This window comes from Rugamonas rubra (assembly GCF_900114705.1).
Classification (GTDB): domain Bacteria; phylum Pseudomonadota; class Gammaproteobacteria; order Burkholderiales; family Burkholderiaceae_D; genus Rugamonas; species Rugamonas rubra.
The window spans coordinates 24,907-51,820 of sequence record NZ_FOTW01000030.1; the positions used below are offsets into that span (position 1 = coordinate 24,907).

The 26,914-nt window shown below is 69.8% G+C and carries 23 protein-coding genes; 12 read left to right on the forward strand and 11 right to left on the reverse strand.

Features of this window, described 5'->3' with window-relative positions; all coding sequences use genetic code 11:
• Positions 1 to 96 precede the first annotated feature (96 nt).
• Complete coding sequence (locus tag BM252_RS25795) at positions 97 to 567, forward strand: glycine zipper 2TM domain-containing protein (RefSeq protein WP_139236753.1); 471 nt, start codon at positions 97 to 99, stop codon at positions 565 to 567.
• 147 nt (positions 568 to 714) lie between these two features.
• On the opposite strand, the gene BM252_RS25800 is transcribed toward BM252_RS25795, so the two are convergent.
• The 11 genes from BM252_RS25800 to BM252_RS25850 all read right to left on the reverse strand — a co-directional run bounded on the left by BM252_RS25800 (position 715) and on the right by BM252_RS25850 (position 11,274).
• Entirely contained in the window at positions 715 to 1,977 is a 1,263-nt protein-coding gene (locus BM252_RS25800; RefSeq protein WP_093390539.1) for a TerD family protein, read from the reverse strand.
• A 44-nt stretch (positions 1,978 to 2,021) separates the two neighbouring features.
• Complete coding sequence (locus BM252_RS25805) at positions 2,022 to 2,939, reverse strand: HpcH/HpaI aldolase/citrate lyase family protein (RefSeq protein WP_093390540.1); 918 nt, start codon at positions 2,937 to 2,939, stop codon at positions 2,022 to 2,024.
• Positions 2,932 to 4,110, reverse strand: a complete 1,179-nt coding sequence (locus BM252_RS25810; protein WP_245774450.1) for a cysteine protease StiP family protein — start codon at positions 4,108 to 4,110, stop codon at positions 2,932 to 2,934. The genes BM252_RS25805 and BM252_RS25810 overlap by 8 nt, the downstream gene beginning before the upstream one ends.
• Positions 4,107 to 4,859 (reverse strand): HAD family hydrolase, encoded by a 753-nt coding sequence (locus BM252_RS25815; RefSeq protein ID WP_093390541.1) that lies wholly within the window; start codon positions 4,857 to 4,859, stop codon positions 4,107 to 4,109. Before BM252_RS25815 ends, BM252_RS25810 begins: the two co-directional genes overlap by 4 nt.
• Positions 4,837 to 6,039 (reverse strand): phosphoribosyltransferase domain-containing protein, encoded by a 1,203-nt coding sequence (locus tag BM252_RS25820; protein ID WP_093390542.1) that lies wholly within the window; start codon positions 6,037 to 6,039, stop codon positions 4,837 to 4,839. Before BM252_RS25820 ends, BM252_RS25815 begins: the two co-directional genes overlap by 23 nt.
• A complete protein-coding gene (locus tag BM252_RS25825) occupies positions 6,036 to 7,043 on the reverse strand; it encodes an ATP-grasp domain-containing protein (RefSeq protein ID WP_245774451.1) in 1,008 nt (335 codons plus the stop codon). Before BM252_RS25825 ends, BM252_RS25820 begins: the two co-directional genes overlap by 4 nt.
• 29 nt (positions 7,044 to 7,072) lie before the next feature.
• Positions 7,073 to 7,654: a TerD family protein gene (locus BM252_RS25830; protein WP_093390544.1), complete on the reverse strand. Its 582-nt coding sequence runs from the start codon at positions 7,652 to 7,654 to the stop codon at positions 7,073 to 7,075.
• A gap of 84 nt (positions 7,655 to 7,738) precedes the next feature.
• Positions 7,739 to 8,455 carry a TIGR00266 family protein gene (locus BM252_RS25835; RefSeq protein ID WP_093390545.1) on the reverse strand — a complete coding sequence of 239 codons (717 nt, stop codon included), beginning with the start codon at positions 8,453 to 8,455 and terminating at the stop codon, positions 7,739 to 7,741.
• A gap of 36 nt (positions 8,456 to 8,491) precedes the next feature.
• Positions 8,492 to 9,814, reverse strand: a complete 1,323-nt coding sequence (locus BM252_RS25840; RefSeq protein WP_093390546.1) for a VWA domain-containing protein — start codon at positions 9,812 to 9,814, stop codon at positions 8,492 to 8,494.
• Between the two features lie 223 nt (positions 9,815 to 10,037).
• The gene (locus tag BM252_RS25845) at positions 10,038 to 10,613 is read right to left on the reverse strand and encodes a TerD family protein (RefSeq protein ID WP_093390547.1); all 576 of its coding nucleotides are present in this window, start codon (positions 10,611 to 10,613) and stop codon (positions 10,038 to 10,040) included.
• An 82-nt stretch (positions 10,614 to 10,695) separates the two neighbouring features.
• Positions 10,696 to 11,274 carry a TerD family protein gene (locus BM252_RS25850; RefSeq protein WP_093390548.1) on the reverse strand — a complete coding sequence of 193 codons (579 nt, stop codon included), beginning with the start codon at positions 11,272 to 11,274 and terminating at the stop codon, positions 10,696 to 10,698.
• Positions 11,275 to 11,602: 328 nt separating this feature from the next.
• On the opposite strand from BM252_RS25850, the gene BM252_RS25855 reads away from it, so the two are divergent.
• The 11 genes from BM252_RS25855 to BM252_RS25905 all read left to right on the forward strand — a co-directional run bounded on the left by BM252_RS25855 (position 11,603) and on the right by BM252_RS25905 (position 26,490).
• On the forward strand, positions 11,603 to 12,241 hold the full coding sequence (locus BM252_RS25855; RefSeq protein ID WP_093390549.1) for a vWA domain-containing protein: 639 nt from the start codon (positions 11,603 to 11,605) through the stop codon (positions 12,239 to 12,241).
• 115 nt (positions 12,242 to 12,356) lie between these two features.
• Entirely contained in the window at positions 12,357 to 12,998 is a 642-nt protein-coding gene (locus tag BM252_RS25860; RefSeq protein WP_093390550.1) for a vWA domain-containing protein, read from the forward strand.
• A gap of 33 nt (positions 12,999 to 13,031) precedes the next feature.
• Complete coding sequence (locus BM252_RS25865; RefSeq protein WP_093390551.1) at positions 13,032 to 14,078, forward strand: TerY-C metal binding domain-containing protein; 1,047 nt, start codon at positions 13,032 to 13,034, stop codon at positions 14,076 to 14,078.
• 12 nt (positions 14,079 to 14,090) lie between these two features.
• Entirely contained in the window at positions 14,091 to 15,995 is a 1,905-nt protein-coding gene (locus tag BM252_RS32055) for a PP2C family serine/threonine-protein phosphatase (RefSeq protein WP_093390552.1), read from the forward strand.
• 12 nt (positions 15,996 to 16,007) lie between these two features.
• Entirely contained in the window at positions 16,008 to 17,507 is a 1,500-nt protein-coding gene (locus BM252_RS25875; RefSeq protein ID WP_093390553.1) for a helix-hairpin-helix domain-containing protein, read from the forward strand.
• A 110-nt stretch (positions 17,508 to 17,617) separates the two neighbouring features.
• Entirely contained in the window at positions 17,618 to 18,664 is a 1,047-nt protein-coding gene (locus BM252_RS25880; RefSeq protein ID WP_093390554.1) for a protein kinase domain-containing protein, read from the forward strand.
• A gap of 233 nt (positions 18,665 to 18,897) precedes the next feature.
• Positions 18,898 to 21,432, forward strand: a complete 2,535-nt coding sequence (locus tag BM252_RS25885) for an FtsW/RodA/SpoVE family cell cycle protein (protein ID WP_093390580.1) — start codon at positions 18,898 to 18,900, stop codon at positions 21,430 to 21,432.
• Positions 21,402 to 23,171 (forward strand): hypothetical protein, encoded by a 1,770-nt coding sequence (locus BM252_RS25890; protein ID WP_245774452.1) that lies wholly within the window; start codon positions 21,402 to 21,404, stop codon positions 23,169 to 23,171. The genes BM252_RS25885 and BM252_RS25890 overlap by 31 nt, the downstream gene beginning before the upstream one ends.
• Positions 23,172 to 23,185: 14 nt before the next feature.
• A complete protein-coding gene (locus BM252_RS25895) occupies positions 23,186 to 23,716 on the forward strand; it encodes an SH3 domain-containing protein (RefSeq protein ID WP_093390555.1) in 531 nt (176 codons plus the stop codon).
• Positions 23,717 to 23,804: 88 nt separating this feature from the next.
• Positions 23,805 to 24,800: a PP2C family protein-serine/threonine phosphatase gene (locus BM252_RS25900; protein WP_093390581.1), complete on the forward strand. Its 996-nt coding sequence runs from the start codon at positions 23,805 to 23,807 to the stop codon at positions 24,798 to 24,800.
• A gap of 172 nt (positions 24,801 to 24,972) precedes the next feature.
• On the forward strand, positions 24,973 to 26,490 hold the full coding sequence (locus tag BM252_RS25905) for an FHA domain-containing protein (RefSeq protein WP_093390556.1): 1,518 nt from the start codon (positions 24,973 to 24,975) through the stop codon (positions 26,488 to 26,490).
• The last annotated feature ends 424 nt before the right edge of the window (positions 26,491 to 26,914 follow it).

A 26,914-nucleotide genomic window follows, 5' to 3' on the forward strand; every position in this document is an offset into this window, starting at 1 on the left:
ATATGGCGTGGCGATTTCCCGGCCGGGCGATATAGTGACACTCATATCAGGGCCGCGCGGATCATTCCGATCCGGGGCCGAGCAGGAGACAACGCCATGTTGAACAAAATGAGCAAAAAAATCCTGGCCGTGGTGATGCTGGCCGCAGCCGCCGTGTCGACCAGCGCGCAGGCAAGCGACCGCGACTTCAACACCGCCGCCGGCGCCATCGTCGGCGCGGCCATCGGCCATAACAGCGGCGGCCGCGACGGCGCCATCGTCGGCGGCCTGATCGGCGCCGCCGTTGGCAACAGCATCAACAGCGACGACCGCTCCTACCGCCGCGACAACCGCCGCGACAGCCGCTATGTCGAAACCCGCGTCTACCAGTCGGCGCCGACCTACTACGAACCGGCGCCGGTCTACTATGCGCCGCCGCCGCGCTACTACGCGCCGCCACAGGTGGTCTACGTCGAGCCGGCCCGCCCCTACTACCGCGAATACCGCGAGGTGCGCGAGTACCGTGGCCGCGACAACTACTATTACGAGGGCGGCCGCCACCACCACCATCGCCGCCACGATCGCTAAGCCCCCGACCGGGAGCGCCAACTAAAAGAGCCTGACGCGTCGCCGCGTCAGGCTCTTTTTCATTGCCCCCCAACCCGGGACGCCGAAGCCGGGGTCTGACCCCGTAAGGGGGTCAGACCCCTAAGTTGTCGGGGTTGAAGCCGCCGCCTAGTCCTTGCTGCCGGCTGCCCAGCGCAGGCCGAAGCTGTATTTGCGGTCCATCAGCTCGTGCAGGGTCGTGCGCCCCTGCGGCACGATGTAGTCGACCAGCTTGGTCACCTGCAGCTTGCCGCCGACGTTCTCCAACATGGCGATGGCGCACATCATCTGGTCGCCGCCCTGGTCCAGGCGCACCTCGATGGGCGGCTGGTCGGGCACGTTGACGGTGACCACGCCGTCGGTGGCGGCCCAGTTCGCCACGCCCTCGTAGATGAAGGCGAAGATCAGCGCCCGCTTGATCTCGCCGAAATGGGCGCCGTTGATGCTCAGGTTCTCGCCGTCCACCGAGGCACCGGTGCGGTCGTCGGCGGCCAATTGGATGTAGGGCCTGCCGGCGAAGTCGCCGAAGCTACCGCCCAGCGCCTGTACCACGCCGGGCGTGCCGTCGGCCATCTCGAACATGCAGCCCAGGTCCAGGTCGATGCCGCGCGGCGCGCCCGCGCCCGCGCCGGTCAGGCGGGCGAAGAAGCCCGGCTTTTCCGCCGCCACCGGCGCGGCGCCGGCCGCGCGGTTCCAGTTCAGGTTGACGTGGATGCGGCCGAAGCCGGCCGCCGAGGTCTTCTCCAGCGAGATCTTGTCGCCGCGCTTCTCCAGCGTGACCTTCGACAGCGACACCTTCGGCGCGGCCGCCGGGGCCGGGGCCGCAGCGGGGGCCGCAGCCGGGGACGCAGCGGGGACGGCGGCCGGCGCCGGCGCGGTGGCGCCGCTCTCGCTGCCGCCGAAATGCGCCAGCAGCGCCGCCAGGCCGCCGTTGAAGCCCTGCCCCACCGCGCCGAAGCGCCACACGCCGTCCTTGCGGTACACCTCGGCGAGGATGACCGCCTTCTCGTCCTGGAAGTCGCCGCCGGCCAGGGCGAACTGCGCCACGCCGCCCAGCGTCACGCTGCCGCCGCTGATGGCGCGCATGCTGGCGCCGCCGTCGATGGCGGCGGTGAACACCAGCTTGCAGATCGACTCGGGCAGCGCCGCCAGATTCACGGCGAAGCTGACCCGCTCGCCGCCGAGGCGCAGCGTGACCGCATCGCCCGGACTGGCCAGCTGGTTGTAGAACACCATGTAGCGGTCGTCGGACAGGCGCTCGGCGCTGTCGAGGCCGAAGCAGGACACGTCGGCCAGCGCGCCGCCGATGCGCAGGTCGACGTCGACGTTGAAGGACAGGCCGCAATCGAGGTCGCTGAGCTTGCTCTTTTGTCCGCGCGAGAATTGTTTCATACGAAGGTTCCTATCGAAGTTGGGGGGACCGTCCGCAGCGCCGCTCAGTGCGGGCTGTTCAGGACGGTGGGGGGAAGCTGGTTTTGCTCCGGATGGGAACCGAACAGGCGCGAGCGCGCCAGCGTGCTCTCGGCCCAGGCGCGGTGGGTCGCCACCTCGCACATCGACTGGTCCATGGCGAACACCGCCGGGCTGTCCGGATGCAGGATGGCGGCGGCGGCGCGCAGGTCGCCGGCCGAGACGCGGTAGTGGCTCTCGATGGCGGCGATCTGGCTGGGGTGGATGGCGGTCTTGCCGACCATGCCGTAGGCCAGGTCCTCGGCCACCTCCTCGCTGAGCAGCTCGGGCAGATCCAGATGCTCGAACACCGGCGCCGTCAAGGCGAAGCCGTGCGGCCGGAAGGTGGTCACCAGGCGGGCGATCACCGGGCCGAGCGGCGTGCGGTACAGCGTCATGTTGCGCGGCCGGCGCAGGCCCAGCAGCGACAGCAGGTCGTTGCCGCCGATACGCAGCGCCAGCACCCGTTCGCGGATGCCGGGCGCCTCGATCAGCCGGCGCAGCGCGCGCATCTCGTCGTCGTCGAACACCTCGGCCGTCTCCAGCGTCGGCATCAGCACGTGGCGGGTGTCGCGCACCAGCTTGCAGTAGGCGGCCAGGTTGTACTGGGTCGCCTTGGGGATGACGAAGCCGGTCAGCTTGTCGGCGCCGGGCATGGCCAGCACGCGCGCCATCACCTCCTGGTTGCGCACGCGGACGAAGCGCTCGGCCGTGCTGGCCGCCGGCATATGCGCCAGCACCAGCGACAGGTTGAACATGGCGTAGCTCAGCTCGCGCTCGGCGACGGCGTCCTCGGTGCACATGATGAGCGAACGCACATGGGCCAGCCGGGTGCCGCTGGCCACCTCCATCAAATGCTTGTGGGTGGCCGGCACGTAGAGCGAGGCCCCGATTGGTTTAACCATCTGAGACATTCCTGATGATGGAGACCGCCTGGTAAGGCAGCTCGGGGTCGATATGCACCGGCACGTTCTTTTCACGTGCCAGCACCAGCAGGTGGGCGACGTCGGCGCTGGCCGCGTCGCGCACGATCAGGCGTTCCGGCGTGCGCCGCAGCAGCACGCGGGTGGCCTCGCCCAGGCCGGGCTTGATCAGGTTGCGGTCGGCGATGGCGTGCTCGCGCATGGCCTCGGCCATGTAGCGGCGCGACACCCGCGCCGCCTCGTCGCGCGCCGCCAAGGTGGCCGCCAGGGCAGCCGCCTCGCCTGCCGCGCCACGGCTCGCGCCGTGGGTCGCGCCAAAAGGCGCGCCAACTGCCGCAGCGCTTGTCGCCTCGCCCGCCGCCAGCGCCAGCGCACGCTCGACCAGACTGTCGGCGAACGCGCGCGACTGGTCCTGCGGTTCGAACTCGGCGTAGTAGACGCAGCCGTGGAAGTCGGCCGGGCCGATGGACTGGTTCAGGATCGAGCGGCTGACCAGGCCCGAGACGGTGGCGTTGAGGATGCTCGAGGGGATCAGGTAGTCGTCGTGGGCGGCGGCGCAGGCGGCCACCCCGGCCAGGTCGGACAGGACGTACAGGCCGCTGTCGATGGCGCAGCCGTGGCTGGCGTTGAAGTCGGCCATGCTGGCCTGCAGTTCGCCGCTGATGACGCCCTTGCCGGTCCAGCCGTCGACGAAGACGATGGACTCGGCGGCGTGGCCGCGCGCCAGGATGTACTCCAGCGCCACCTGGTCGATGCCACGGTCGCGGATGATGGACAGCGAATAGTGCGCCGTCTCGCGGCCGAACACCCCGCCCAGCAAACGCTTGAGCACCACGCCGACCGGCGTGCCGGCGCGCGCCAGCGACACCAGCGTCACCGGGCCGCTGCGGCGTTGGGCGATCAGGCCGGCCAGCGCCAGGCAGTCGCCGGCCATGCGCTCCAGGTTGGCGGCGCAGGCGGCGCGGAACACCTCCAGATAGCGCGCCGACGGCAGCGACTCGCGCGACAGCATCTCGCTGTAATGGCGCCGGCCGGACTGGATCAGCCGCTCCTTGTCCGGCACGTCGACGAAGGAGGCCAGCGCCAGCGGCTTGAGCAGGAACTGCACGTCGTCGCCGTGGTAGCTGCCGCTGAAGTTCATCGCGGCGTTCATAGCGGCTCCAGGGCCAGCCCGGCCAGCTGGCTGCCGCGCGGCACGATGGCGTAGTCGCAGGCGGCCATGAAGCGGGCGTCGGAGCGGCTGTCGCCCATGCCGAAGGTGAGCAGCGCGCCGTGCTCGGCGCGCAGGCGCTCGGTTACGTAGGCCACCGCGTGCGACTTGTTGAGCGCGTTGGGCAGCACCGCCAGGTTGTTGCCGTTGCGGTGGATGAAGTAGTCGTGGCCGCGCGCCTCCAGCCACGGCCGCACCACCTCGCGCTCGATCGGCTCGAGCCGTTCGGCGATCTTGTCGGCGTCCTTGAACACCAGGTAGAACGGGATGGAGAAGTCCTCGATGACGCGGGCGCGGCCGCGCTGGCCGGCCGCCGCCACGTAGGCGTCGACCAGGCCGGCCAGCTCGGCCAGGCCCTCCTGCGCCGCCAACATCAGCGGACGCATGCGTTCCAGCCAGTCGCGGTCGGCGCTGCCGTCGGGCAACAGCACCACGCCGCCGTAGTTGATCACGGCGTAGCTGTGGAAGTCCAGCCGCACGCGGCGGAAGGCGTCCAGGTTGCGCGCCGTGGCCGGGATCACCGTCATACCGTCTTGCATGAAGTCGAACAGGGCGCGCTGGCCGGCCGTGCTGAAGGAGCAGGCGACGCCGTCCTTGAGCACGGCGGCCGTTTGCAGGTCGTCGCGGTCGACACACTTCTCCAGCGATTGGAACAGCGTGTCGTCGAGATCAGCGAACAGGAATTTCTTCAACCAGGGCCTCACTAATAAAATGGAAAAGACGCGCGTCGAGCAGCGCGGCAAGCTCGAACAACGCCGCGTTGGGCGGCGTCTCGTGGCAGATGAAAACGTGGTCGTACTGGCCGGGGCTGACGTTGTAGAGGAAGTTGGGCACGCCCTCGCCGTAGTTGTCGGCGAACTCCAGCACCTGCCCCACCGCGCCCCAGCGCAAAATGGGCGAGCGGGTGGTCGACTGGATCGCCAGGTCGACGCCGTCGCGCGCCAGCGCGGCGCCCAGCACATAGGCGGCGTGCATGAACTCGCCGGTGCCCAGCACCAGCACACTCTGGCCGGCGCCAATGTCGGCCGCCAGGCGCTCCACCAGCGCGTCCGGCAGGCGCAGCGGCGCGCTGCGGCCGCGCCGGCCGAAGCTGGCGCTGGCGCCGCGCTCGGCGTCGGCGTCGAAGCGCTGCGCTGGCGCCGCGCTCGAGGCCACCGCGCCCGGCGCGAACTGGTAGCCGCCGCGCAGGCAGGCGCCCAGGGTGAGCGGCAGGCCGCAGCGCTGCGCCAGCGCGGCGCCGCCCTGCTCGCCCATGAAATTGGTGATCACCGCCAGATGCAAATGGGCGATGTCCGGCTGCACCTGGCGGCAGGCGTTGAGCAGGTTGACGAAGGTGTTGCCGGTGCTGGCCTCGTCGTCGATCAACACCAGCGAGCGCATGCCGGTGAACAGCGCGCGCTGGGCCTCGTCCTCCGGCCAATGCAGGAACTGGCGCGGCGCGTGGCTGTGCGCCTCCTCGAACTCGATCAGCGGCGCGGCGCCGACGCGGTAGCGGGTGGTGTGCAGGAACAGCGCCGGCTGGCCCGGATGGTCGCGCTGCCAGGCCTCGAACACGCCCTGGCCCAGGCCGATGCCGGTCTCGGCCAGCGAGATGAACACCACCGGACCGGGCAGCTCGGGCACGCCGGCGGCCAGGCTGGCGTGGATCTGCGCCATGCGCTGCGGCGTCACCGGCCAGTGCTTGCCCAGCACCTTGCTGAGGAAGAGGAAGCCGCGCTTGGCGTTGTCGCGCGCGGCGTAGCCGAGCAGGCTGTCGGGCGCGAACTCGCTGCTGTCGACGCGCAGTTGCAGCGTGCCGGTCGGCAGCTCCACCTGCCAGCTGCCGGCGTGCGGCGCGGCAGCGCTCGCGGCGCCGTCCACGGCGCCGCTCATGCCAGCTCCAGGGCGCAGCCCTGTTCACCGACGCGCATGCCGTCGCGCACCGCCGCCGGCACCAGCCCGGCGTGGCCGTCGACGAAGCCGCGCAGCGCGATGTAGGGCAGGTTCGGCCCGGCCAGGCAGGCCATGCCGATGCCGCCCGACATGCGCGGATTGATCTCCAGCAGGCGCAGGCCGTCGCGGCCCTCGCGGAACTGGACGTTGAACATGCCGTTCAGGCCGAAGTCGGCGGCCAGCTTGGCGCAGGCGGCGACGATGTCGGGCCGCATGTCGATCAGCTGGCCGTGGCCGGGCTGCGGCAGCTTTTTGCGCGCCACCATGCAGGCCAGGCGCCCTTCGTCGCCGACGCAGTCGACGCTGTATTCGGGACCGTCGAGGTACTCCATCAGCAACATGCTGCGGAACTGGCCCAGTTCGGCCAGGCCGCGGCGCAGGTCGGCCAGGCCGATGCGGTAGCTGGCGCCGGCCAGCAGCAGCGCGGCGCTGCTGCGCTGCTCGTCGAGCACGGCAAAGCCCAGGCCGTAGACCGAACGCGAGGGCTTGACACACAGCGTGTCGTGGCGGGCGCGCAGCTCGGCGTGGGCGGCGTCGAACTGGGCGATGTCGCTGAACTCGCGGAACTGCGGCGCCGGCGCCTGCGGCAACTCGACCGCCGCGTAGAAGGCGGCCTTGTCGTCGATCAGGTCGAGTTGCGCCGGCAGGGCCGCGCTGAGCAGGCGCGTGCCCTGCTCGAGGAAGCGGCCGCGCGCCGCGCTCAGCACGGCGGCGTGCTTGCTCGGCATGAACACGTCGACCCGCTGCTCGCGGCAGAAGGCCAGGCACCAGTCGACATACTCGGCCGCCGCCAGCCCGCTCGGCTCGACGTGGAAGGCGTCGGCCGCCCCGGCCGCCGCCGAATGGGCGTGGGGGTGGCTGTAAATGGTATGGAAACGGCCCTCGAGGTCGCCCTCGCGGATCAACTTGAGTGCCGTCGCCACCGACGAAAAAGCACTATTCAACCAAACTCGCCAAACTTGCATCGATATCCTTACAGGTGCGGGGTGATCTGCGGCAGCAGGTCGTTGAAGGTACGGCCGCTGCCGGCCTCGCCGATGGCGTGCATCTTCCACTCGCCGTTGTGGCGGTAGACCTTGGCCATGATCTGCGCGGTGTGGCCGCCGGTCATGGTCAGGTTGAAGCGCGCCACCTCCTTGTTGTTGGAGGCGTCGACCAGGCGGCAGGTGGCGTTCTCGATCTGCGAGAAGTCCTGGCCGGTGAAGCTGTTGACGGTGAACACCAGGCTCTTGACGTTGGCCGGCACGCGCCCCAGGTCGACGGCGATCTGCTCGTCGTCGCCGTCGCCGGCGCCGGTGCGGTTGTCGCCGGTGTGGACGATCGAGCCGTCGCGCGAGCCGAGCTGGCGGAACCAGACGGTGTCGAGCAGGCTGCCCTGCTCGTCGAACAGCAGGCAGGAGGCGTCCAGGTCAATCTCCGGCGCCGAGCGGCCGAAGCCAAGGAAACCCTTCGACTTCACGGCGTCCCAGCCGAGGCCCATGATGATCTTGCCCAAGCCGGTGCCGGCTTCCTTGTCCAACGAGATTTTCTGACCCTTGCTCAAATTAACGCTCATGCCATCCTCCTGTGATCCAACGTGAAAAATTCTGTCGCGCCGCGCCCGTCGCCGGGCCGGCGCCCATGATACTCGTGCGCCGGCCTAGCCGGCGCCGCCCTTGCCCTTGGCGACCCAGGCCAGGAAGGCGTCGCGGTTGCGCGAGCAAACATGCACCGAGCCGCTGCCGGTGAAGCGCAGCACGACGCCCTCGCCGCTGGTGACGCTATTGACCAGGTTGCCGATCATGCCGCCCAGGCCGCCACCGCCGCCCGAGGTCGTCACCGACACCTCGTAGGACAGGCTCTTGTCCCAGCAGACCACGTGCGAATTGTCGATCACCACGTCCTTGCCGGGGCTGACGTCGAGCTTGAACATCGAGCCGAAGCCGGACACGGCGATCTGGCCCTGGCCGGTGGTCTCCATGATGAAGAAGCCGCCCGACTGCGCGAACAGGGCGTTGGAAATGCTTTGCGTGCGCGTCTTCATCTCGACGCCATCGCTGGCGGCGACGAAGGTGCCGTCGTTGAGCAGGTATTGGCGCGCGCCGACGTCGACGATCTGCACCGCGCCGGGCAGCGTTGGCGACAGCAGGCAGTCGCCAGCGCCGCGCACGGCGCTGATGTGCTGCTGGAAGAAGGACTCGCCGTTGGCCATGCGGCGCATGATGGAACCCATCACGCCGCCGGTCATCTTGCCCTTCAGGTCGAGCGTAGACTCCATCATCACCATGGCATCCGACTCGCAATAGATCTTCTCGCCCTGGCGCAGGCTGACGTGCAGGAAGGGATCGACGTCCCCGGTTACGGTAAATTCAGGCATCGCTGCCCTCCCTCAAAAAGTGTGGTCCAGGCCCGCTCAATCGAGCAGGCCGTTCTGCCGGGCCAGCTTGAGCCAGCCCGGGTACTCCGTCATCAACAGGTCGTAGAGCTCGTCGTCGGCGTGCTCGTCGGGCGAGGCGACGGAAAAATAATTCGCGTTGTCGATCAGGCGCCCGTCCAGCTCGTCGAGCTTTTCCAGGAAGGGAAAATCGGAGTCGGCGAAGGCGGCCAGGCGCTTGCTGCGCGACTTGCGGCCCTTGCCGATGCCCATGAACTGCCAGAAGATCGGTTCGCGGCTGGCCCAGCGCAGCTGCTTCTCGCTCAGCGCCTGGTCGGAGGTGCCGCCGTCGGTGACGAACATCACATACACCGGCAACGCCGCCTTTACCGGACGGCTGCGCTCGCCGCCGTCGGCGTCGGGGAAGTAGTGGCGGCGCACCCCCGCCATCGCCCGGCCGTAGCGCGTGTCGCCCTCCAGCGGATGGGCCGCCAGCACACCCTGCACATAGTTGCTGGCGTTGCCCAGGCCCATCGGCACAGGCTGGTGCACCTGGGCGCCGAACAGGAAGACGTCAATGGCGCCGTCGTCGTCGAACTGACAGCCGAGCGCCAGGATGCGCTCGGCGAAACGCTGCACCAGCCCCTGGCGGTACAGGCCGGACATCGAGCCGGAAATGTCCAGCACCAGCGCCACCCGGGCACGGTGCTGCTGCAAACCGACCTTGCGCAAGGAGACGCCGGCGTGCTTGAGCAAACTGACCAGTTGCGGCGCTTCGCGCGCCACCCGCTTCTCCAGCGACACGGCGGCCGGCGGCGCGGCGGCGGGCACGGCGGCAGGCGCATCGGCCGCGACGGCGGCGCCAAAGTGCGCCACCAGCGCCGGCAGGCCGCCGGCAAAGCCTTGGCCGATGGCCATCAGCCGCCATGTCCCGTCCTTGCGATACAGCCGCGCCAGCATCAGCGCGCGCTCAACGGTAAAATCCGCCCCTTTGAAGGCGAAATTGGCCACCTCGCCGGCCGCGCCGCGCAGGTACAACTCGCCGCTGTCTAGGCCGGCCATGCCGCCCTCGCCGTCCACGCTGGCGGTCAGGACCAGCTGATCGACGCCGGCCGGCAGGCGCGCTAGGTCGAAGGCGAAGGCCGCGACGGCGCCCGCCTCCGCACTCAGCCGCACCGCGCCGCAAGGGCTGAGCGGCTGGTTGAAGAAGGTCATGTAGCGCTCGTCACTGAGGACGCCTGCGCCGTCCAGGCCGAAGCAGGCCACGTCCAGCCTCAGGCCGCACGCGCGCACACCGATGCAAAACGGTCCGTCGAGCAATTGGGCGAGCGGCAGGCGCTGACCGCTGGTCAGCTGCATCATGGCCGCACCGCGCGCTTCAGGCCGGTGCTGAGGCCGAGGGCTGAGGCACCGGCAATCGGGATTCTCTTACTGTCCGACAATCTCTCGACGGCGGCGCGGCCGCTTGGTGTCTCTGCCATGGTGTGCTTTCATTGGCGGTAAAGTGAGAACCGGGAGGCGCAGGCCTCCCGGTTGGTGAACCGGCCGCCCTGCGGCGGCCGGCGCGGTGCTGCCGCCGGAACGATCAGGCGTTGACGCCGAAGGAACGGGCCAGGGGGCCGAGGCCGCCCTTGAAGCCCTGGCCGATGGCCTTGAACTTCCACTCGGCGCCGGCGCGGTACAGCTCGCCGAAGATCATCGCCGTCTCCACCGAGCCGTCCTCGGACAGGTCGTAGCGGGCCAGCTCGGCGTTGCCGTTGCCGTTCAGGCAGCGGATGAAGGCCTTGGCCACCATGCCGAAGTTTTGCTTGCGCTGCTCGGCCTCGTGGATGGTGACGCAGAAGGCGATGCGCTCGACCTCGGCCGGCACCAGGGCCAGGTCGATGGTCAGCTGCTCGTCGTCGCCGTCGCCGCCGCCGGTGGTGTTGTCGCCGGCGTGGGTCAGCGAGCCGTCGCTCGACTTCAGGTTGTTGTAGAAGATGAAGTCGGCGTCGCCGCGCACCTTGCCGTCGGCCTTCAGCATGAAGGCGCTGCCGTCGAGGTCGAAACCGGCGCCGTCGGTGGCGCGCGGGTCCCAGCCCAGGCCGATCACGACCTTGCTCAGGCCCGGTGCTTCCTTGCTGAGGTTGACGTTGCCGCCTTTTTGCAAACTAATCGCCATACTGAACTCCCGTTAAAAGTTTTTAAAAGAATTAATGCTTGCCGGCGGGAATATCACCTTGCCGCATTCCAAAAGCGCGGAACTAGGCGACGTCCACGCCATATTGGATCGCCAGCGCGGCCAGTCCGCCGGAATAACCCTGGCCGACGGCCTTGAATTTCCACTCGCCATTATGTTGGTATACTTCCGCGAAAATCAATGCCGTTTCGGTGGAATAATCTTCCGACAGGTCGAAACGGACGATTTCCACGCCGCTCACACTGTTCACCACGCGCACGAAGGCCTCGCGCACCATGCCGAAATTCTGTCCACGGGCGGCGGCGTCGTGGATGGTGACGGCCACCACCAGGCGCTGGATCTCGGCCGGCACCATGGCCAGCGTGACCTGCAGGCTCTCGTCGTCGCCCTCGCCGGCGCCGGTCCGGTTGTCGCCGGTGTGCTGGACGGCGCCGCAGGTCGAACTCAACTGGTTATAAAAAATGAAATCGTGGTCGCCGCGCACCTTGCCGCTGGCCTGCACCATGAACAGACTGGCGTCGAGGTCGAAATCGGCACCGTTGGTCGAGCGCGCCTCCCAGCCCAGGCCGATCTGGATCTTTTCGACCGACGGGTCGGTCTTCGACAAGCTGACGTTGCCACCCTTGCTCAAACTAATTGCCATACCATGCTCCTCTTTTTTCCCGCCCCGGCGCGCACAGGCCGCGGACGGGCGACGACGGAGAATAGCTTAAAATACCAGTGCAATCAAATCCAAAAAAATACTAGCGAAGAACACTTGCAAAACACAAGTTAATCCCCATGTGGGCGCTCGGAAGCGTGGGCAAAAATATTTTGCAACACGGAAACTTTCCAGTAATATATGTCAATCCCGCTTGCCTGTACATAGCCGGCAAGCGAGTAAATGGAACAACCGTCTTGCGCCGATTCTTATAATATGCAGCAGCAATTCAATACCGCTTCATGACAGCGCTTAAACAATTGGAGAAACGATGAGAAGGCTACCCGTATACTTACTGCTCGACACGTCCGGCTCGATGAGCGGCGAACCGATCGAGGCAGTGCGCAATGGCATGCAAACGCTGGTGTCGGCCCTGCGGCAAGACCCGCACGCGCTGGAATCGGCGTTTTTGTCGGTCATCACCTTCAACGAGACGGCCCAGCAAGTGGTGCCGCTGACCGAGCTGGGCCAGTTCCAGATCCCCGTGCTGGCCGCCAGCGGCACCACCTCGATGGGCGCCGCGCTCGACCTGCTGTGCGTGCGCGCCGCCGCCGAGGTGGCCAAAACCACCGCCGAGCAAAAAGGCGACTGGAAGCCGATCGTCTTCATGATGACCGACGGCGTCGCCACCGACGAGTTGGACGCCGGCATCGCCGCCCTCAAGGCGGCCAAGCTGGGCGCCTTTATCGCCTGCGCCGCCGGCCCGGCCGCCAACGTCACCGACCTGCAGCGCATCACTGACTCCGTGGTGCGCCTGGACACGGCCGACAGCAACACCATCAAGGCCTTCTTCAAGTGGGTCAGCGCCTCGATCGCTACCACCAGCCAAAAGGTCGACCTGGCCAAGAAGGAAGCGGCCGGCCTGGACGACCTGCCGCCGCCACCGCCGGAAGTGAACGTGGTGCTCTAAACCGCTGCCACAGTTGTCGCGGCCGGCGCCAGCGCCGCCGCCATCCGCCCCCGGCGCCGCCTTGGCGCGCCGGGGCGCAGCTCCATCCCATGCCAGTTTCCATCCAGGGGGCACCATGACCGTACGCCGTTTACCCGTTTATCTCGCGCTCGACACCTCGGGTTCCATGCGCGGCGAGCCGATCCAGGCCGTCAACGTGGGCCTGCAAGCCTTTCTCGCCTCTCTGCGGCAAAACCCGTTCGCGCTGGAAAGCGTGCACCTGTGCATCGTCACCTTCGACGGCAAGGTCAACCAGGTCTTGCCGCTGACCCCGCTCGACGCCGTCAACCTGCCCGAGATCACCTGCCCCGAGTCCGGCCCCACCTTCCTCGGCGAAGCCCTGCACGCCATCTGCGACATGGTGGCGCGCGACATCCGCGTCACCAGCGCCGAGCAAAAGGGCGACTGGCGGCCGCTGCTGTTCATCATGACCGACGGCAAGCCGTCCGACACCGAGGCCTACAACCAGGCCATCGGGCGCGTCCAGCAGGCCCGCTTCGGCACCGTGGTGGCCTGCGCCGCCGGGCCGAAGAGCACGCCCGACCAGCTCAAGCAGCTGACCGAGCACGTGGTCAGCCTGGACCAGATGGACAGCACCGGCTTCTCCAAGTTCTTCCAGTGGGTCACCGTGGCCGTCACCGCCAGCACCACCAGCGCCGGCACCCAGGCCTCCACCGAGCTGCCGCCGCCGCCGCCGGAAGTGCAGATCGTCCTATGAGCCGTCCATCTCACACCGCGCCGGGGAGTTGATATGCGCCGCCTGCCGATTTACCTCTTGCTCGACGTTTCCGAATCCATGGTCGGCGCCAACCTGCGCCACCTGCAACAGGGCCTGGCCCGGCTGATCGCCACCCTGCGCACCGACCCGCACGCGCTGGAGAGCGTGTTCCTGTCGACCATCGTGTTCGCCGGCAAGGCGCGCACGCTGACCCCGCTCACCGAGCTGGCCCTGTTCTACCCGCCGCGCCTGCCGGCCGGCTCGGGCACCTCGCTGGGCGCCGCCCTCGAGCACCTGATGGACGAGCTGGACCGCAACATCGTCGCCGGCAGCGCCGAGCGCAAGGGCGACTGGCGGCCGGTGGTCTACCTGATGACCGACGGCAAGCCGACCGACGACATCGAGCCGGCGCTCAAGCGCTGGCATGCCAAGTACGCGCAACGGGTCACGCTGGTGGCCATCGGCATCGGCGCCCACGCCGCCCTGCCGGTGCTGCACCGGCTCACCGAGAACGTGCTGTCGCTCGACGTCAACGGCGAGGAGGACTTCAAGCGCTTCGTCGACTGGGTCTCGCGCTCGGTGGCGGCGCAGAGCCGCAGCGTGGCGACGGCCGGCGGCGGCGTCAACCTGGCCAAGCTCGACGACGGCATCATGCGCAAGATCGGCGCGCTGGAGAACGCCGGCACGGTCGACGAGGACCTGGTGGTGCTCACCGGGCGCTGCCAGACCAACGCCCTGCCCTACCTGATGAAGTACGAGCGCAACCTGCACCACCTCGGCCAGGGCGGCCTGGACATGAAGGTCGACCTGTACAAGCTGACCGGCGTGTTCGCCATGGAGCAGGACTACGACGAGTTGTCGGACGCGCGCGCGCTGCTGCGCACCGTCAACACCGACGCCCTGGTCGGCTCGCCCGGCTGCCCGCACTGCGGCAACCCGATCGGCTTCGCCATGTGCGGCTGCGGCCAGATCATGTGCATCCGTGGCGAGGGGCCGGCCACCTGCCCCGGCTGCGGCAAGGCCTGCAATTTCACCGCCGGCGACGGCGAGGGTTTCGATGTCGCCCGCTCGCGCGGCTAGGAGGTGCAATCGATGTCCGGCAATGAGCAACTGAAACTCGCCGTGCGGCTCCACCTGATTGGCGAAGCCAGGGTGGCCGACGACTTCCACGTGGTCGACGCTTTTTTGCAAAGCGACGACTGCATGAATTTGATCCGCGTCTTCGACGACAAGCTGCGCAAGCAACTGGCCAGCTTCCGCCATTCGCGCCCCGCCGCCGCGCCGACGGTGCGGCCGATGACGCTGGACGAGCTGAGCCCGGGGATCGCGCCCAAGCCGCCGGCCACGGCGGCAGCGACGGCAGCAGCTGCGCCAACGGCAACGGTAGCGCCTTCGACCACGACCGCGCCTCCGCAGCCAGCAATGGCGGCCGCGCCCGCGCCAGCATCCCCAGCTACGGCGACGGCAACGGCGACGGCGCCAGTACCGGCGCCGGCCCTCCCGCCTGCCGCAATGGCGGCAACGAGCGCCTCGGCAGCATCGGCTAACGTCGATTCGCCGTCGCCGGCCACCACCAGCACAACCACGTCCGCAGCCATGACCGCAAACACACCAGCCCAACCACCAGCCCCATCACCGGCGGCAACGCCCGCAGCCGTACCCGTCGACGTATCGGCGCCAGCAGCGACGCCGGCTGCCACCGCCGCGCCGGCGCCGGCGCCAGTTCAAGCAGCGCCGGCCCAAGCGCTGCCGCCGCCGGCCGCCGAACCGCCCGCCCTCACCTTCCGGCTGCGCAACGCGCGCGCCGGCGAGGCCTACGCACACTCGCTGGAAGTCCTGCCCGCCGGCGCCCCGCCGATCCGCTACACCAGGATCACCGTGCCGACCACGCTGGACCTGCACGCCGACCTGGCCAGCGGCGCCATCAGCGGCACGCCGGCCCTGCCGGGCGACTACGACATCGAGCTGGCCTACCGCCTGGACGGCCCGCCCGGCGGCGCCGAGCGGCGCGCCAGCGTCAAGCTGCTGGTCAACGCCGACCCGCGCAGCATGTGGCAGAACCTGCCGTCCAAACGCGACGACGTCTATTGGAAGCCCGACGAGGACAGCGGTTTCATCGACGCCGGCGCCCTCAAGCTGGTCGCCGCCAGCAAGCGTGGCCGCTCGCACGCCCACGTCGGCAGCTTCCGCGACGACGACTTCAGCCTGGCCCACCTGCCGCAATCCGGCTGGCACGTCGCCGTGGTCGCCGACGGCGCCGGCAGCGCCAAGTTCTCCCGCCGTGGCGCCCAACTGATCTGCGCCGAGGCGCTGCAGCACCTGCAGCGCACGCTCGACGGCGCCGAGGGCCAGGCCATCGACCAGGCGGCGCAAGCCTACGGCGCCCTGCTGGCGCAGGCGCCGGACGACGCCACCAAGGAGCTGGCCCGCCAAACCCTGCACGGCAAACTGTTCGTCACGGTCGGCCACGCCGCCTATTACGCCGTCAAGGCCATCGTGCGAGAAGTGGCGGCGCAGGGCGACCCGCAAACCAGCTACAAGGACTACTCCAGCACGGCGCTGATCGCCGCCTGCAAGCGCTACCCCTTCGGCACGCTGCACGTCGCCTACTGGGTCGGCGACGGCGCCGTCGGCGTCTACAGCAAGCGCGACGGCGTCACCCTGCTGGGCGAGGTCGACAGCGGCGAATACTCCGGCCAGACCCGCTTCCTCGACCCGGGCGAGGTCAGCCAGGAGGCGCTGCTGCGCCGCACCCGCTTCGCCCTGACCGACACCGACAGCGCGCTGGTGCTGATGAGCGACGGCGTCTCCGACCCCAAGTTCGAAACCGACGCCCGCCTGGCCCGGGCCGCCGTGTGGGACGAGCTGTGGCAGGAGCTGGAGCAGACCGGCGCGCTGGCGGCCGACGCCGCCGCGCCGCAACAACAGCTGCTCGACTGGCTGGACTTTTGGTCAGCCGGCAACCACGACGATCGCACGATCGCCATCATCCATTAAGGAGTTACAGGCATGACGAAGATAGTCAGCGTCACGGCGGCCGACGGCTCCACCATCGAGTTCTACGACGAGGTGAAAGCCTCGGGCGGCATGAAGGACGTCTACTTCTCCCCCACCGGCAAGTACGTGGTGGCCTTCTTCCGTGGCCCAGCCGATCCCGCGTTGCGCGAGCGCCTAGCCATGATCACCGGCTCCTACCGCGAGCGCATCCTCAACCAGCCCGGCGGCGAGTACTGGAAAAAGCTGTTCTGCTGGCCCACCACCATGCTCGAACACGAGGGCCGCGTCGGCGTCGTCGCCCCGTTCTACGAGGACGACTTCTTCTTCAAGCACGGCTCGCGCAACAACGACATGCTCGGCATCAAGGGCCGCGAGAAGGAAGGCAAGTGGTTCGCCTCGCCGTCCAACCGCAACAAGTTCCTCGACCCGCGCGAGCTGGGCGACTGGATGCGCCAGATCAAGCTGTGCCTGATGATCGCCCGCGCCGTGCGGCGCATGCACGCGGCCGGCCTGGCCCACTCCGACCTGAGCTACAAGAACGTGCTGATCGACCCGACCACCGGGCGCGCCTGCCTGATCGACATCGACGGCCTGGTGGTGCCCGGCAAATTCCCGCCCGAGGTGGTCGGCACGCCCGACTTCATCGCGCCCGAGTGCGTGATGACGGCCCACCTGGAACGCAACGACCCGCAGCGCAAGCTGCCCTCGATCAGCACCGACCGCCACGCCCTGGCCGTGCTGATCTATATGTACCTGCTGTTCCGCCACCCGCTGCGCGGCGACAAGGTGCACGACGTCAACGACCCGCACAAGGACGAGGAGCTGTCGATGGGCGCCAACGCGCTGTTCGTCGAACACCCGACCGACATCTCCAACCGCATCAAGACGGCCAACCTGAAGGCCTTCGAGCTGCCCTGGAAGGACACCGCGCGGCTGCCCTACCACGTCGTCGGCCCCTACCTGTCGGAGCTGTTCACGCGCGCCTTCACCAGCGGCCTGGCCGACCCGGCGCAGCGGCCCACCGCCGACGAGTGGGAAAACGCCCTGGTCAAGACGGTCGACCTGCTGCAACCCTGCGCCAACCCCGCCTGCGAGCAGAAGTGGTTCGTCTTCGACAACAAGACCAAGCCGGTCTGCCCGTTCTGCCAGACCCCGTTCGTCGGCCCGCTGCCGGTGCTCAACCTGTACTCCTCGCGCAAGGAGGGCGCCTTCCGCCCCGAGGGACACCGGCTGATGGTCTACACCAACCAGTCGCTGTTCCAATGGCATATCGACCGCGACATCGCCCCCAACGAGCGCCTGAGCGAGGAGCAGAAGCGCCGCGTCGGCTACTTCGTCTTCCACCAGAACGTCTGGTATCTGGTCAACGAGGGCATGCCCGATTTGATCGAGGTGCAGACCAAGACGCCGATCCCGGTCGGCGGCAAGGTCGCGCTGACCGACGGCGCCCAGCTGCTGACGTCGAAGAAGCCGAGCGGCCGCCTGTTCGTCGTCCAGCTGGTCAACCAGTAGAGCGGCGGCGCCGGGCCGGCGCCGCCATCGCATAGCGCCGGCCGCCGCCGGCGCGCTTTCCCCATCCCCCCGCTAGCCCGCCGCGACAGAACAGCGCCACCGGGGGCCGCATGACGACAGCAGACGCAATCATCACTTTGGAGCTGGGCCATTACCGCCTGCGCGAGCAGATCGCCGGCTCGGCCTACGGCGTGATCTGGCGCGCCAGCGGGCCGCGCGCCACGCCAGACGTGGCCATCAAGCTGATCAACCGCGAGCAGATGACGCGCGCCCTGCCGGCCCAGCGCGCCCGCTGGATCGACAGCGCCAGCAACGAGATCGCCTTCCTGCAGTCGCTCGAACCGTGGGACGAGCGCCACATCGTGCGCCTGCTCGACAGCGGCTGGCACGACGGCCTGCCGGTGCTGGCGCTGGAACTGATGGCCACCGACCTGGGCAAACACGTCGCCGCGCTCAAGGCCAGCGGCGCCGGCCTGCCCTTCGGCCGCGCGCTGGCCTGGATCGGCCAGCTCAACCAGGCGCTGGCCAAGGTGCACCAGTACGGCTGGCGCTACCTCGACCTGAAGCCGGCCAACGTGCTGCTCGATCCGCTGCTGGGCAGCGTCAAGCTGGCCGACTTCGGCACCAACCGCGAGTTGGGCGGCGCCACGCTGCACTCCTACGCCGGCACCGCCAACTGGCAGGCGCCGGAGCAGTTCTTCCCCGGCGCCGACGGCAGCTACGCCAGCGGCGCCGGCAGCGACTACTTCTCGCTCGGCGCGCTGTTCTACTTCCTGGTCACCGGCGGCGTGCCGCTGCGCTTCTGCGCCGACTGCGGCTCGGCCTACCGCGCCCACCACACGGCCGGCGCCGCCGTGCTGCGCGAGGCCCACGGCGGCGCCATCCCGGCTGCGCTGCAGCCGGACGAGGAGCGCCACTTCGCCGAGCGCATCGGCCAAACGCATCCGCAGGCGCGCCTGCCGGCGCTGGCCCTGTTGCGCGCCCTGCTGCAGCCCGACCCGGCGCATCGGCCGCGCCACGCCATCCAGATCAGCCGCATGCTGGCCGCCATCCAGGGCAGCCTGCCGGCGCGCGGCGCCTCGCCGGTGCAGGAGCTGATCCACGGCATGGGCCGGCCCACCGCCGGCAACGCCTGGCGCAGCATCCAGGGGGCATGATGGCGGCGCCGATCCGCTCCACGCCGCGCGCATCCAAACCGACGCGCCACCCGCTCACCTCGCCGGATCGGCTGGCTGCGCTGGGCCGACTGGCCACACAGAGCATTCTGGCCGCATTGGGCCGACTGCTTGCGCTGGTCCGGCTGCCGCTGCCGGCCGGCGCGCCGGCCCCAGCATCGGCGCGGATCGGCGGACGGCTACCACTATCCTGGCTGTCTGGCGCTTTGGGCGGCATGGCCACCTTGGCGCGGCGCCACGCCGCCATAGCGGCCACCGTCGCCCTGCTCCTGCTGCTCTGCGCCCTGCAAGGCTTGGCCTTGTGGCGCGCGCCGCCGGCCTGGCATCCCGCCGCCGTGACGGTGCGCCTGGCGCCGGGCGAATCGATCACGCTGGGCCAGCGCGAACTGGCCGCGCCGCAGGCCGACAAGGCGCATCTGACCCTGCGGCGCGACCCGCGCGACGGCTGGATGCTGCGCAACCTCAGCGCCGCCAAGCAGGTGGTGCTACAGGGCGAGGCCGGCGAGCAGCGCATGGGCAGCGTGGCGCTGCGCGGCGGCCAGCGCTTCCAGGTCGGCCACCACCGCTTCGACGTGCTGTCGGCCAGCGCCGACGAGGTGGCCTTCAGCCGCGACGGCGTGCAATGGCGCTACGACGGCGCCGTGCTGTACCGCGACGGCCACGCCCTGCCCGCCTGCGCCGACGCCCACCTGGCCGCGCGCGCGCTGGCGCTATGGAACCGTTGGCTGCCACGGCCGCTGAGCATCGCCCGCGCCCTCGCCTTCGGCGGCAACGTCCACTGCGACAACCGGCTCGGGCTGGCCGGCGTCACGTCCGGCGCCGCCCTGCTGGCGCGCGCCGGCGCGGACGGCCCGCTGCGCGGCCAGCTGCAACTGTCGGCCGGCAGCCCGGACGGCGAGCGCGGCGCCGTGCTGCTGCTTGACGGCGCGCGGCAAACCGACCTGCGCCAGCAGGAGCTGCCGCTGGCCGGCGTGCACGCCATCATCGCCGGCCACAGCCGCTTGCTGCTCAGCCAGCAGGAGGAACAACTGAACCTGCAACCGACCCGCCGCGTCACGCTGTTCAACGTGGCCGAGCTCAAGTTGCCGGCACAGGTGGACTGGCAATGGCGCCCGCGCGCGCTGTGGCACAACCCGGCGTCCAGCGCCTTGTGGGCCGGCTTGGCGCTGTGCTTGGCGCTGCTGGCCGCGACGGCCCTGCTGGCGGCGCGCGGCGTGTCGACGTCCAAGCTGGCGCCGTCCGTTCGCCTGGCGCCAAGCACAGCGCAAGGCCGGACCGGCGCCGACGACGCCATCCCGCCGGCCAGACAGGCCAGCGGCCAAGGCCAGATCCACGCCGGCCCCTGGCGCACCCGCCTCACCTGGTTCGGCACCATCGTCCTGCTGCTGTGCGGCCTGGCAGCGCTGTTGCTGCAACGCGCCGGCAGCACGCCGAGCGCGGCCTGCTCGCTGCTGCTGGCCAGCGGCGCCCTGCTCTGGTGGCTGGCCCTGCCCGGCCGCCTGACGCTGGCCAGCGCCGCCGCCGTGATCCTGCTGGCGGCCGGCCTGCTGTCCCAACTCGACCTCGGCCTGGGCGCCAACGAGGTCTCCTGGCTGCGCTACTACCAAAAAAGCTGCGCCCTGCTGGCCATCGGCGCCGGCCTGGGCGGCCTATGGCGCCTGTGGGCGGCGCAGCGCGGCGCCCTGCTGCCGCAGCGCGCCACCGAATGGGCGCTGGCGGTGTTCGCCGCCGTGGCGCTGGCCGGCCTGGCCGCCGAGGTGCTGTGGGGCGACGAGACCGGCGTGTTCGACCTGCAGCCGGTGGAGCTGGCCAAGCTGGCCCTGACCTGCCTCACCGCCCACTGCCTGGCGCTGCGGCTGGGCTGGCAGAGCGGCCCGCGCCGGCTGGCCGAACACGGCGCCCGCTGGCTGCGCCTGATCGCGCCGGCGCTGCTGTTCCTCGCCCTGCTCGGCCTGGCGCTGGTGCAGGTGGACGACTACTCGCCGCTGATCCTGCTCCTGCTGTGGAGCGCGGCGATGATGCTGGCCTACGGCCTGGCCAGCGGCAACCGCCTGCTGGTGGCGCTGCCGCTGCTGGCGGCGCTGCTGGCGGCGGCCGCCATCGCCTGGCTGCGCCTGGCCAGCATCGATGTCGACGCCGACTCGGCCGGGCAATGGCCGCAAAACGGCGGCTTCTACGCCGACCGCTTCCAGGTCTGGCTGGCGCCGGCGCGCCATCCGCACACCGGCCAACAGCTGCTGCTGGGCGCCCGCGCCATCGCCGAGGGCGGCTGGTGGGGCGGCGACGGCCTGCTCGGCCTGCGCTCGCTGGGCCAGGGCGCCGGCGCCGCGCTGCGCATCCCGGCGGTGCAGGACGACTTCGCGCCGGCCTTCTTCCTCAACCGCCACGGCCTGCTCGGCGCGCTGCTGCTGTGGACCGCCCAGGCGGCGCTGCTGGCCGGCCTGCTGTGGACCGCCGCGCGCAGCCACGCCGCCGGCGCGGCGCCGCGCGGCTTCCGCCAGGCCTGGGCCGGCCGCTTCCGCTACTTCACCCTGTGCGGCGGCGCCGCGCTGCTGTTCGGCCACCTGCTGCTGTCCTGGGGCACCAACCTGGCGATCTTCCCCATCATGGGCCAACCGATGAGCTTCCTCTCGGCCGGCGGCAGCCACCTGCTGTTTTTCCTGCTCCCCCTGCTCTCGTTCGCTGCGATCAGCGCGCAATCTTTAGAGGAGAATGAACCATGCCGATCTATGTCCAACACGAAGTGCTAGGGCGCATCCCGGACGTCTTCAACGCCGAGGCGATCTGGCAGGCGCCCGGGCTGGCGCTGTTCTCGCGCCGCCCGCTGCTGCGCGACCTGCTCGAACGCAGCCCGCGCGAGCACAAGGGCCGCGCCGCCACGCGCTGCTTCTCCCACGTCACGCTGATGCTGCCGCAAGAAGAGGTCGACGACGACTACCACCTGACGCGCGGCGCCCGCGCCCGCGACCTGGCGCAGACCCTGACCGCGCTGCACCAGAAGGACTTCGGCGACCTGCTCGGCGCCGACCAGGTGCGCTACGACGTGGTCGGCGCCGAAGCCGTCGAGCCGGGCCAGATCGAGGTCAAGTTCGGCCACGCCGTCTACCTGCCGGCGGCCGACGAAAAAATCCTCTACAACGTCAGCGTCTCGCGCGACAGCGCGGTGTGGCACCCGGTCTGCCCGATCTACCCCAACCAGCGCCTGGCCCTGATCGGCGGCGACGACGGCGAGGCCAGCTTCGCCGCCGCCGGCTGGCCCTTCGGCGCCGACGGTGCAGTCCTCATCATCAACGACGGCCCGGACAGCCCGCCGGCCGTGCAGATGCGGCCCAAGGACGCCTTCGACTGCCGCTACGACCCGCGCGGCGGCCACTACACCATCAAGTCCAAACACGGCGGCGACGCCCGCCTGCTGCTCAAGATCGGCCGCGTCGGCACGGCCGCCGACGCCGGCGGCGCCGAACAGTTCCAGTCCATTCCAGCGCTGGCGGCTGGCGCCACCCAGGCCGGCACAATGCTTGGCGCATCGCTAGGCACATCAATTGGTGCATCGAGCGGCGCATCGATCAACGCCGCTATCAACGCCGCCTTCCCGGCCTCCACCGGCGCCAACGCCAAGCGCGCCACCATCGGCGGCGCTCCCGCAGCGCCGCAGCTCGCGCCGAACGCCGCGATGGTGATGCCGGCGCCGCACGCCGCCAAGGCCGGCGCCGGCCCCGCCGTGTGGCACAGTCGCAGCGGCGGGCCGGCCCCGTTCGACCAGACCGCCGTGCCGGCCAGCCACCGCCCGCTCAACCAGCCGGGCGAGAGCGACGCCACCTACGCCCCGCTGGCGCAGCAGCGCGTCAGCCTGGTGGCGCTGGCGCTGCCGCGCCTGAGCCGTTACCGCGACACCGGCGCCCGCGCGCTGGAGCTGCCGTTCAACCAGGCGCTGACCCTGGGCGGCGCCGGCGCGCCGGCCATCAGCTTCGTCGTCGACGCCGCCGACCAGCTGCACGCCTGCACCGCCGCCGGCCGCCAGCGCATCGCCGCGCCGGCCAGCTTCACCCCGGTCGACGGCCGCGCCATCGCCCTGCTGGCCGCCGCCCCCGCCATGGCCGAGCGCTACTGCGCCCTACTCAGCCTGCCGCAGCCGGTGTGCGCCGCCGTCGCCAGCGGCGCGCGCTTCAACTTCGGCCGCGGCAGCGCCATGCTGGCCGCGCTGCGCGTGCTCGACTCGCCCCGCTTCCTGCAACGCGAGGACGGCAATGGCGACGCGGCCGGCGCCAGCGCCGACCGCATCGGCCTGTCGCGCAACGCCTTCAGCTTCGAGGCCTCGGCGCAGGGCTTCAAGATCGGCCGGCTGGCCGCCACCCAGGCGCTGTACCACCTCGACGAGCAGCTGGCCTTCGTCGCCACCATCGGCGAAGCCAGCGCCGACGCGCCCTACCTGCTGCCGCCCGGCCACCACATGGTCGCCGGCCACTACGTGTTGCGCTTCGATGCCTGAACCGGGAACCCACCATGCCCACCGCCCTGCCCATCGACTGGTCCTACGAACGGCTCTACAGCGCCGGCGCCTTCGCGCTCGGCCTGCTGTTGACGCTGTTCCTGGCGGCCTACCTGACGCCACGGCGCTGGTGGCAACGCCCCAACGCGCGCGCCCTGCTGATCCTCGTCGTCGGCGCCTGGGGTTTCGGCAGCCTGATCCTGCTCGCCACGCGCGGCGGCGCCAGCACGCCGGCGCTTGCCGCCGCGACCAGCACACCGACGCCGTCCCCCTCATCGACGACGCGGGTCGCGGCCACCGCGCCGCCCACTACCACCCCGGCCGGCGGGCCGATCGCCGGCCGGCCCTTCCAGGTGCACCGCGACCTGAACCTGCGCCAGGCGGCCGGCGTGCAGACGGCGCGCCTGCTGACGGTGCCGGCCGGCGCCAGCGTCACGCCGACCGGCCGGCGCGACGGCGACTGGTGGCAGGTGCGCGCCCGCGTCGGCGGCGAGGATAGAGTCGGCTGGGCCAACAGCCTGTGGCTGCGGAGTAGCGGTGAATGAAAAAACATACTCCAGCGCGATGGCCGCGCTGCGCGGTTTTTCGGCTAAGCTGTGGCCATCCGCCACGACAGGACGCGCGCCGCCCACGATGACCTCACTGACCGACACCCTGGCCTTCGGCCCCGGCCTCGACATCGCCGCCCGCAGCGACGCCAGCATCAGCAAGCTGCAGGTGCCCGAGAACCAGGACAACATCCTGCTGATCGACGGGCGCGGCCGCGCCGTCTTCCTGCGCGACCAGGCCGAGTGCAGCGCGCAGCTGGCCGACTGGCCGGCCGGCCACGTGCGCCTGGCCGTGATGGACGGCATGGGCGGCCACGGCAACGGCCGCCAGGCCGCCGAGGCGGTGGCCCACGGCCTGCTCGGCGTGCCCGCCTGCGCCACGCTCGAACAACTGGCCACCCGCCTCGACGCGCTGCACGGCGCGCTGCAAAGCCACTTCCGCAGCGCCACCGACCACGACGACTTCCGCCGCCCCGGCACCACGCTGACCTTGATCGAGATCCCCCCCGGCCAGGCGCCGCTGCTCTACCACGTCGGCGACTCGCGGCTCTACGAGATCACCCCCGAGGCCGCCGAGCCGCTGACGGTGGACCACGTGCCGGCCACCGCCTTCGCCCTGCACGGCCTGCTCGGCGCGCAGGAATGGTGGCAGCAGGTGCACGGCGAGCACCGCGCGCAGATCTCGCAGGCCTTCATCCTCGGCAACGCCTTCGCCAATCCGCAGGTGCTCGACGACGGCCTGTGCGCCTTGACTTCGGCGCGCCTGCCGACCTTCCTGCGCCACCTGGCCGACCGCCGCGCGCTGGTGCCGCGCCCCGGCGCCGTCTACCTGCTGGCCACCGACGGCTTTTGGGCCTGCGCCAAGCCGCAGGCCTGGACCGAGCGCTGGCCCGAACTGCTGGCGCGGCGCGGGCAAGACGCCAGCGCCGTGCTCGGCCAATTGTTCGACGAGTTCGCCCAGCGGCCGCCGCCTGGCTTGCATATCGATAACGTCAGCGCCATCGTCCTGCGTTTCGCCGCGCCGCCGAATGTTGACGAAACGGCACTACCGAACGCCCGTTTCCAGCCACTTTCATCATGACAGATGTTGCGCGGGCGGCCGGAATGCTGTCATTGCGAAAATATATGCAGTCCGATTGAGCGGCGGATTGCCAAAGACCGGCAAAAACGCATAAACTCTTGTTTATCTCGTCGGTCAGAACGTCATGAAAAAATGCAGTAACCCGGATCACCCGCACTGCACGTACTGGGTCATGCCTGGGGAGCCCGCCTGCGCGGGCGGCCACGACCAGCCAGCGGCACGCACCGCCCCGGTCACCAGCTACGATCTGCTCAGCGCATTGCGCTCCGCCCGCGCCGGCAACCCGGTCGCGGCGCGCCCGGCCGTCCCGACCACATTGACCGAAGCAAGCGCCGCCGCTCCCTCCCCCGCCGGCTACGCCCGACCCATGCAGCGCGCCCAGTCCGAGCGCCCGCAGCTGCACATCAGCGGCTTCGACCCGCGCGCCGCCGGCGGCCGCCAGACCTTGAAAATGGAGTTGCGCGGCATGCCCGAAGGCTGCGCGCCACAACTGACGCTGCAACTGCAGTCCGAATTGATCCCCGAAGGCGCCGCCCGCCAGCAGTTCGTCCGCTCCACCAGCGGCGACTGGCGCCCCGTCTTCGTCGAATTCTCCTCGCGCGGCAAGGAGCACGGCCAGTACCAGATCAGCATGGAGCTGCTCAGCCGCCACGCCGCGCTGGCCGCGCGCACCTGGGTCTGCACCTTCGTCATCCTGGTGCCCCGGCTTGACGCCACCCTGACCGAAATCCACCGCATCTTCCTCAGCACGCACAAGAACGTGCGCGTGATGGCCGACGACGCCTCGATCGCCCGCGTCAACGCCCAGGGCGGCGCCAGCATGGACATCGACGTCACCGCCCGCAACGCCGGCATCGCCCACCTCGACCTGGGCGCGCCGCAGGGCAAGGTCGACATGGGCTTTTCCACCATCGCCTGGGACGAGGACCTGATCGAGATCGACATGCCGGCCTCGGCCGCGCTACACCCCCACCCCAGCCGCGCCGCCAGCCTGGTCAACGCCGCGCCGGAGGCCGGCGCGCAGCGCCAGATCCGCCTGTTCGCGCTCGACGAGTGCGTGTTCGGCCGCTTCGAGCTGGTCGACCCAGAGGCCGACGTTCTGCTCAGCCACTACGGCGACGCCGGCCAGGACAACAACGGCCTGACGCGCCGCCTGTCCGGCCGCCACGCCGTGATCCGCCGCACCGGCCACGGCTTCGAGATCGAGGACGTGTCGCGCTACGGCATCTTGTTGGACGGCGTGTGGCCAGGCAAGCACAAGCCGACCGCGCTGCGGCTCGGCATGCGCATCGAACTGAGCGCCAGCATCAAGGGCATCGTCGTGCTGTCGGTGTCGGCCATCATGCCGCACGGCGTGGTCCTACACCGCATCGACCAGGGCGCGCAGGCCGAATGCTTCTACCTGCTGGCGCCGGAGACCCACCCCGGCTACCCGATGGCGCCCTTCGCCACCACGCCCAATGCCGCCGGCCTGCCGCTGCTGCTGCACCGCGACGGCGGCTTCTGGCACCTCGACCAGCTCAGCGGCAAGGAGACCGCGCTGGCGCCCGCCACCGCCCTCACCCAGCTCAGCCGCATGGCCAAGCACAAGCGCTTCGCCAGCGAGCCGTATCCCGAGCACTGGATCATCCGCACCGGCGCCAGCGATCTCTACAGCACCGTCGGCGCGCACGACCTGTCGACCGCCTAGCAGGTCGCGGCATCCCCACTTGACCACGTTCGCCCGCCGTTGCTGGTATGGGTGTGGCAGCGCTTTGCAATCCATCTACCGCAGTGTCGGCCTTCGGCCAAGTGCCGCCGTTCAGTGTGCGTCAAACGGCTGAACGTATGGGTTGGCGAACATACGCCCGAGGTCTGGGCGGGGGTCTTCTTTCCGGGTAATCGGTCTAATTCGGTCGAAACCGCTCGACGTCGGTCTAATAGAGTCGAGAATCGCCGAGGCGCCAAATTTTATAGACCGAATTCGCCTTCGCGAAGAAATCTTGGGACCGGATTAGACTTTCCGCCTTTCTGAATTAGACCGTTTTGTACATTTCGGGGCTTTTTTTAGACCGCATTCGCAGCTGATCATCAATGCGAGCCCTGCAATTGGCGGCGCGAACCCAGTAACCGTC

Bases quoted from the DNA above. Each gene is read 5' to 3' on its own strand.
- BM252_RS25795 (WP_139236753.1), top strand. From the start codon at position 97: ATGTTGAACAAAATGAGCAAAAAAATCCTGGCCGTGGTGATGCTGGCC.
- BM252_RS25800 (WP_093390539.1), bottom strand. From the start codon at position 1,977: ATGAAACAATTCTCGCGCGGACAAAAGAGCAAGCTCAGCGACCTCGAT.
- BM252_RS25805 (WP_093390540.1), bottom strand. From the start codon at position 2,939: ATGGTTAAACCAATCGGGGCCTCGCTCTACGTGCCGGCCACCCACAAG.
- BM252_RS25810 (WP_245774450.1), bottom strand. From the start codon at position 4,110: ATGAACGCCGCGATGAACTTCAGCGGCAGCTACCACGGCGACGACGTG.
- BM252_RS25820 (WP_093390542.1), bottom strand. From the start codon at position 6,039: ATGAGCGGCGCCGTGGACGGCGCCGCGAGCGCTGCCGCGCCGCACGCC.
- BM252_RS25830 (WP_093390544.1), bottom strand. From the start codon at position 7,654: ATGAGCGTTAATTTGAGCAAGGGTCAGAAAATCTCGTTGGACAAGGAA.
- BM252_RS25835 (WP_093390545.1), bottom strand. From the start codon at position 8,455: ATGCCTGAATTTACCGTAACCGGGGACGTCGATCCCTTCCTGCACGTC.
- BM252_RS25840 (WP_093390546.1), bottom strand. From the start codon at position 9,814: ATGATGCAGCTGACCAGCGGTCAGCGCCTGCCGCTCGCCCAATTGCTC.
- BM252_RS25845 (WP_093390547.1), bottom strand. From the start codon at position 10,613: ATGGCGATTAGTTTGCAAAAAGGCGGCAACGTCAACCTCAGCAAGGAA.
- BM252_RS25850 (WP_093390548.1), bottom strand. From the start codon at position 11,274: ATGGCAATTAGTTTGAGCAAGGGTGGCAACGTCAGCTTGTCGAAGACC.
- BM252_RS25855 (WP_093390549.1), top strand. From the start codon at position 11,603: ATGAGAAGGCTACCCGTATACTTACTGCTCGACACGTCCGGCTCGATG.
- BM252_RS25860 (WP_093390550.1), top strand. From the start codon at position 12,357: ATGACCGTACGCCGTTTACCCGTTTATCTCGCGCTCGACACCTCGGGT.
- BM252_RS25865 (WP_093390551.1), top strand. From the start codon at position 13,032: ATGCGCCGCCTGCCGATTTACCTCTTGCTCGACGTTTCCGAATCCATG.
- BM252_RS32055 (WP_093390552.1), top strand. From the start codon at position 14,091: ATGTCCGGCAATGAGCAACTGAAACTCGCCGTGCGGCTCCACCTGATT.
- BM252_RS25875 (WP_093390553.1), top strand. From the start codon at position 16,008: ATGACGAAGATAGTCAGCGTCACGGCGGCCGACGGCTCCACCATCGAG.
- BM252_RS25880 (WP_093390554.1), top strand. From the start codon at position 17,618: ATGACGACAGCAGACGCAATCATCACTTTGGAGCTGGGCCATTACCGC.
- BM252_RS25885 (WP_093390580.1), top strand. From the start codon at position 18,898: ATGGCCACCTTGGCGCGGCGCCACGCCGCCATAGCGGCCACCGTCGCC.
- BM252_RS25890 (WP_245774452.1), top strand. From the start codon at position 21,402: ATGCCGATCTATGTCCAACACGAAGTGCTAGGGCGCATCCCGGACGTC.
- BM252_RS25895 (WP_093390555.1), top strand. From the start codon at position 23,186: ATGCCCACCGCCCTGCCCATCGACTGGTCCTACGAACGGCTCTACAGC.
- BM252_RS25900 (WP_093390581.1), top strand. From the start codon at position 23,805: ATGACCTCACTGACCGACACCCTGGCCTTCGGCCCCGGCCTCGACATC.
- BM252_RS25905 (WP_093390556.1), top strand. From the start codon at position 24,973: ATGCCTGGGGAGCCCGCCTGCGCGGGCGGCCACGACCAGCCAGCGGCA.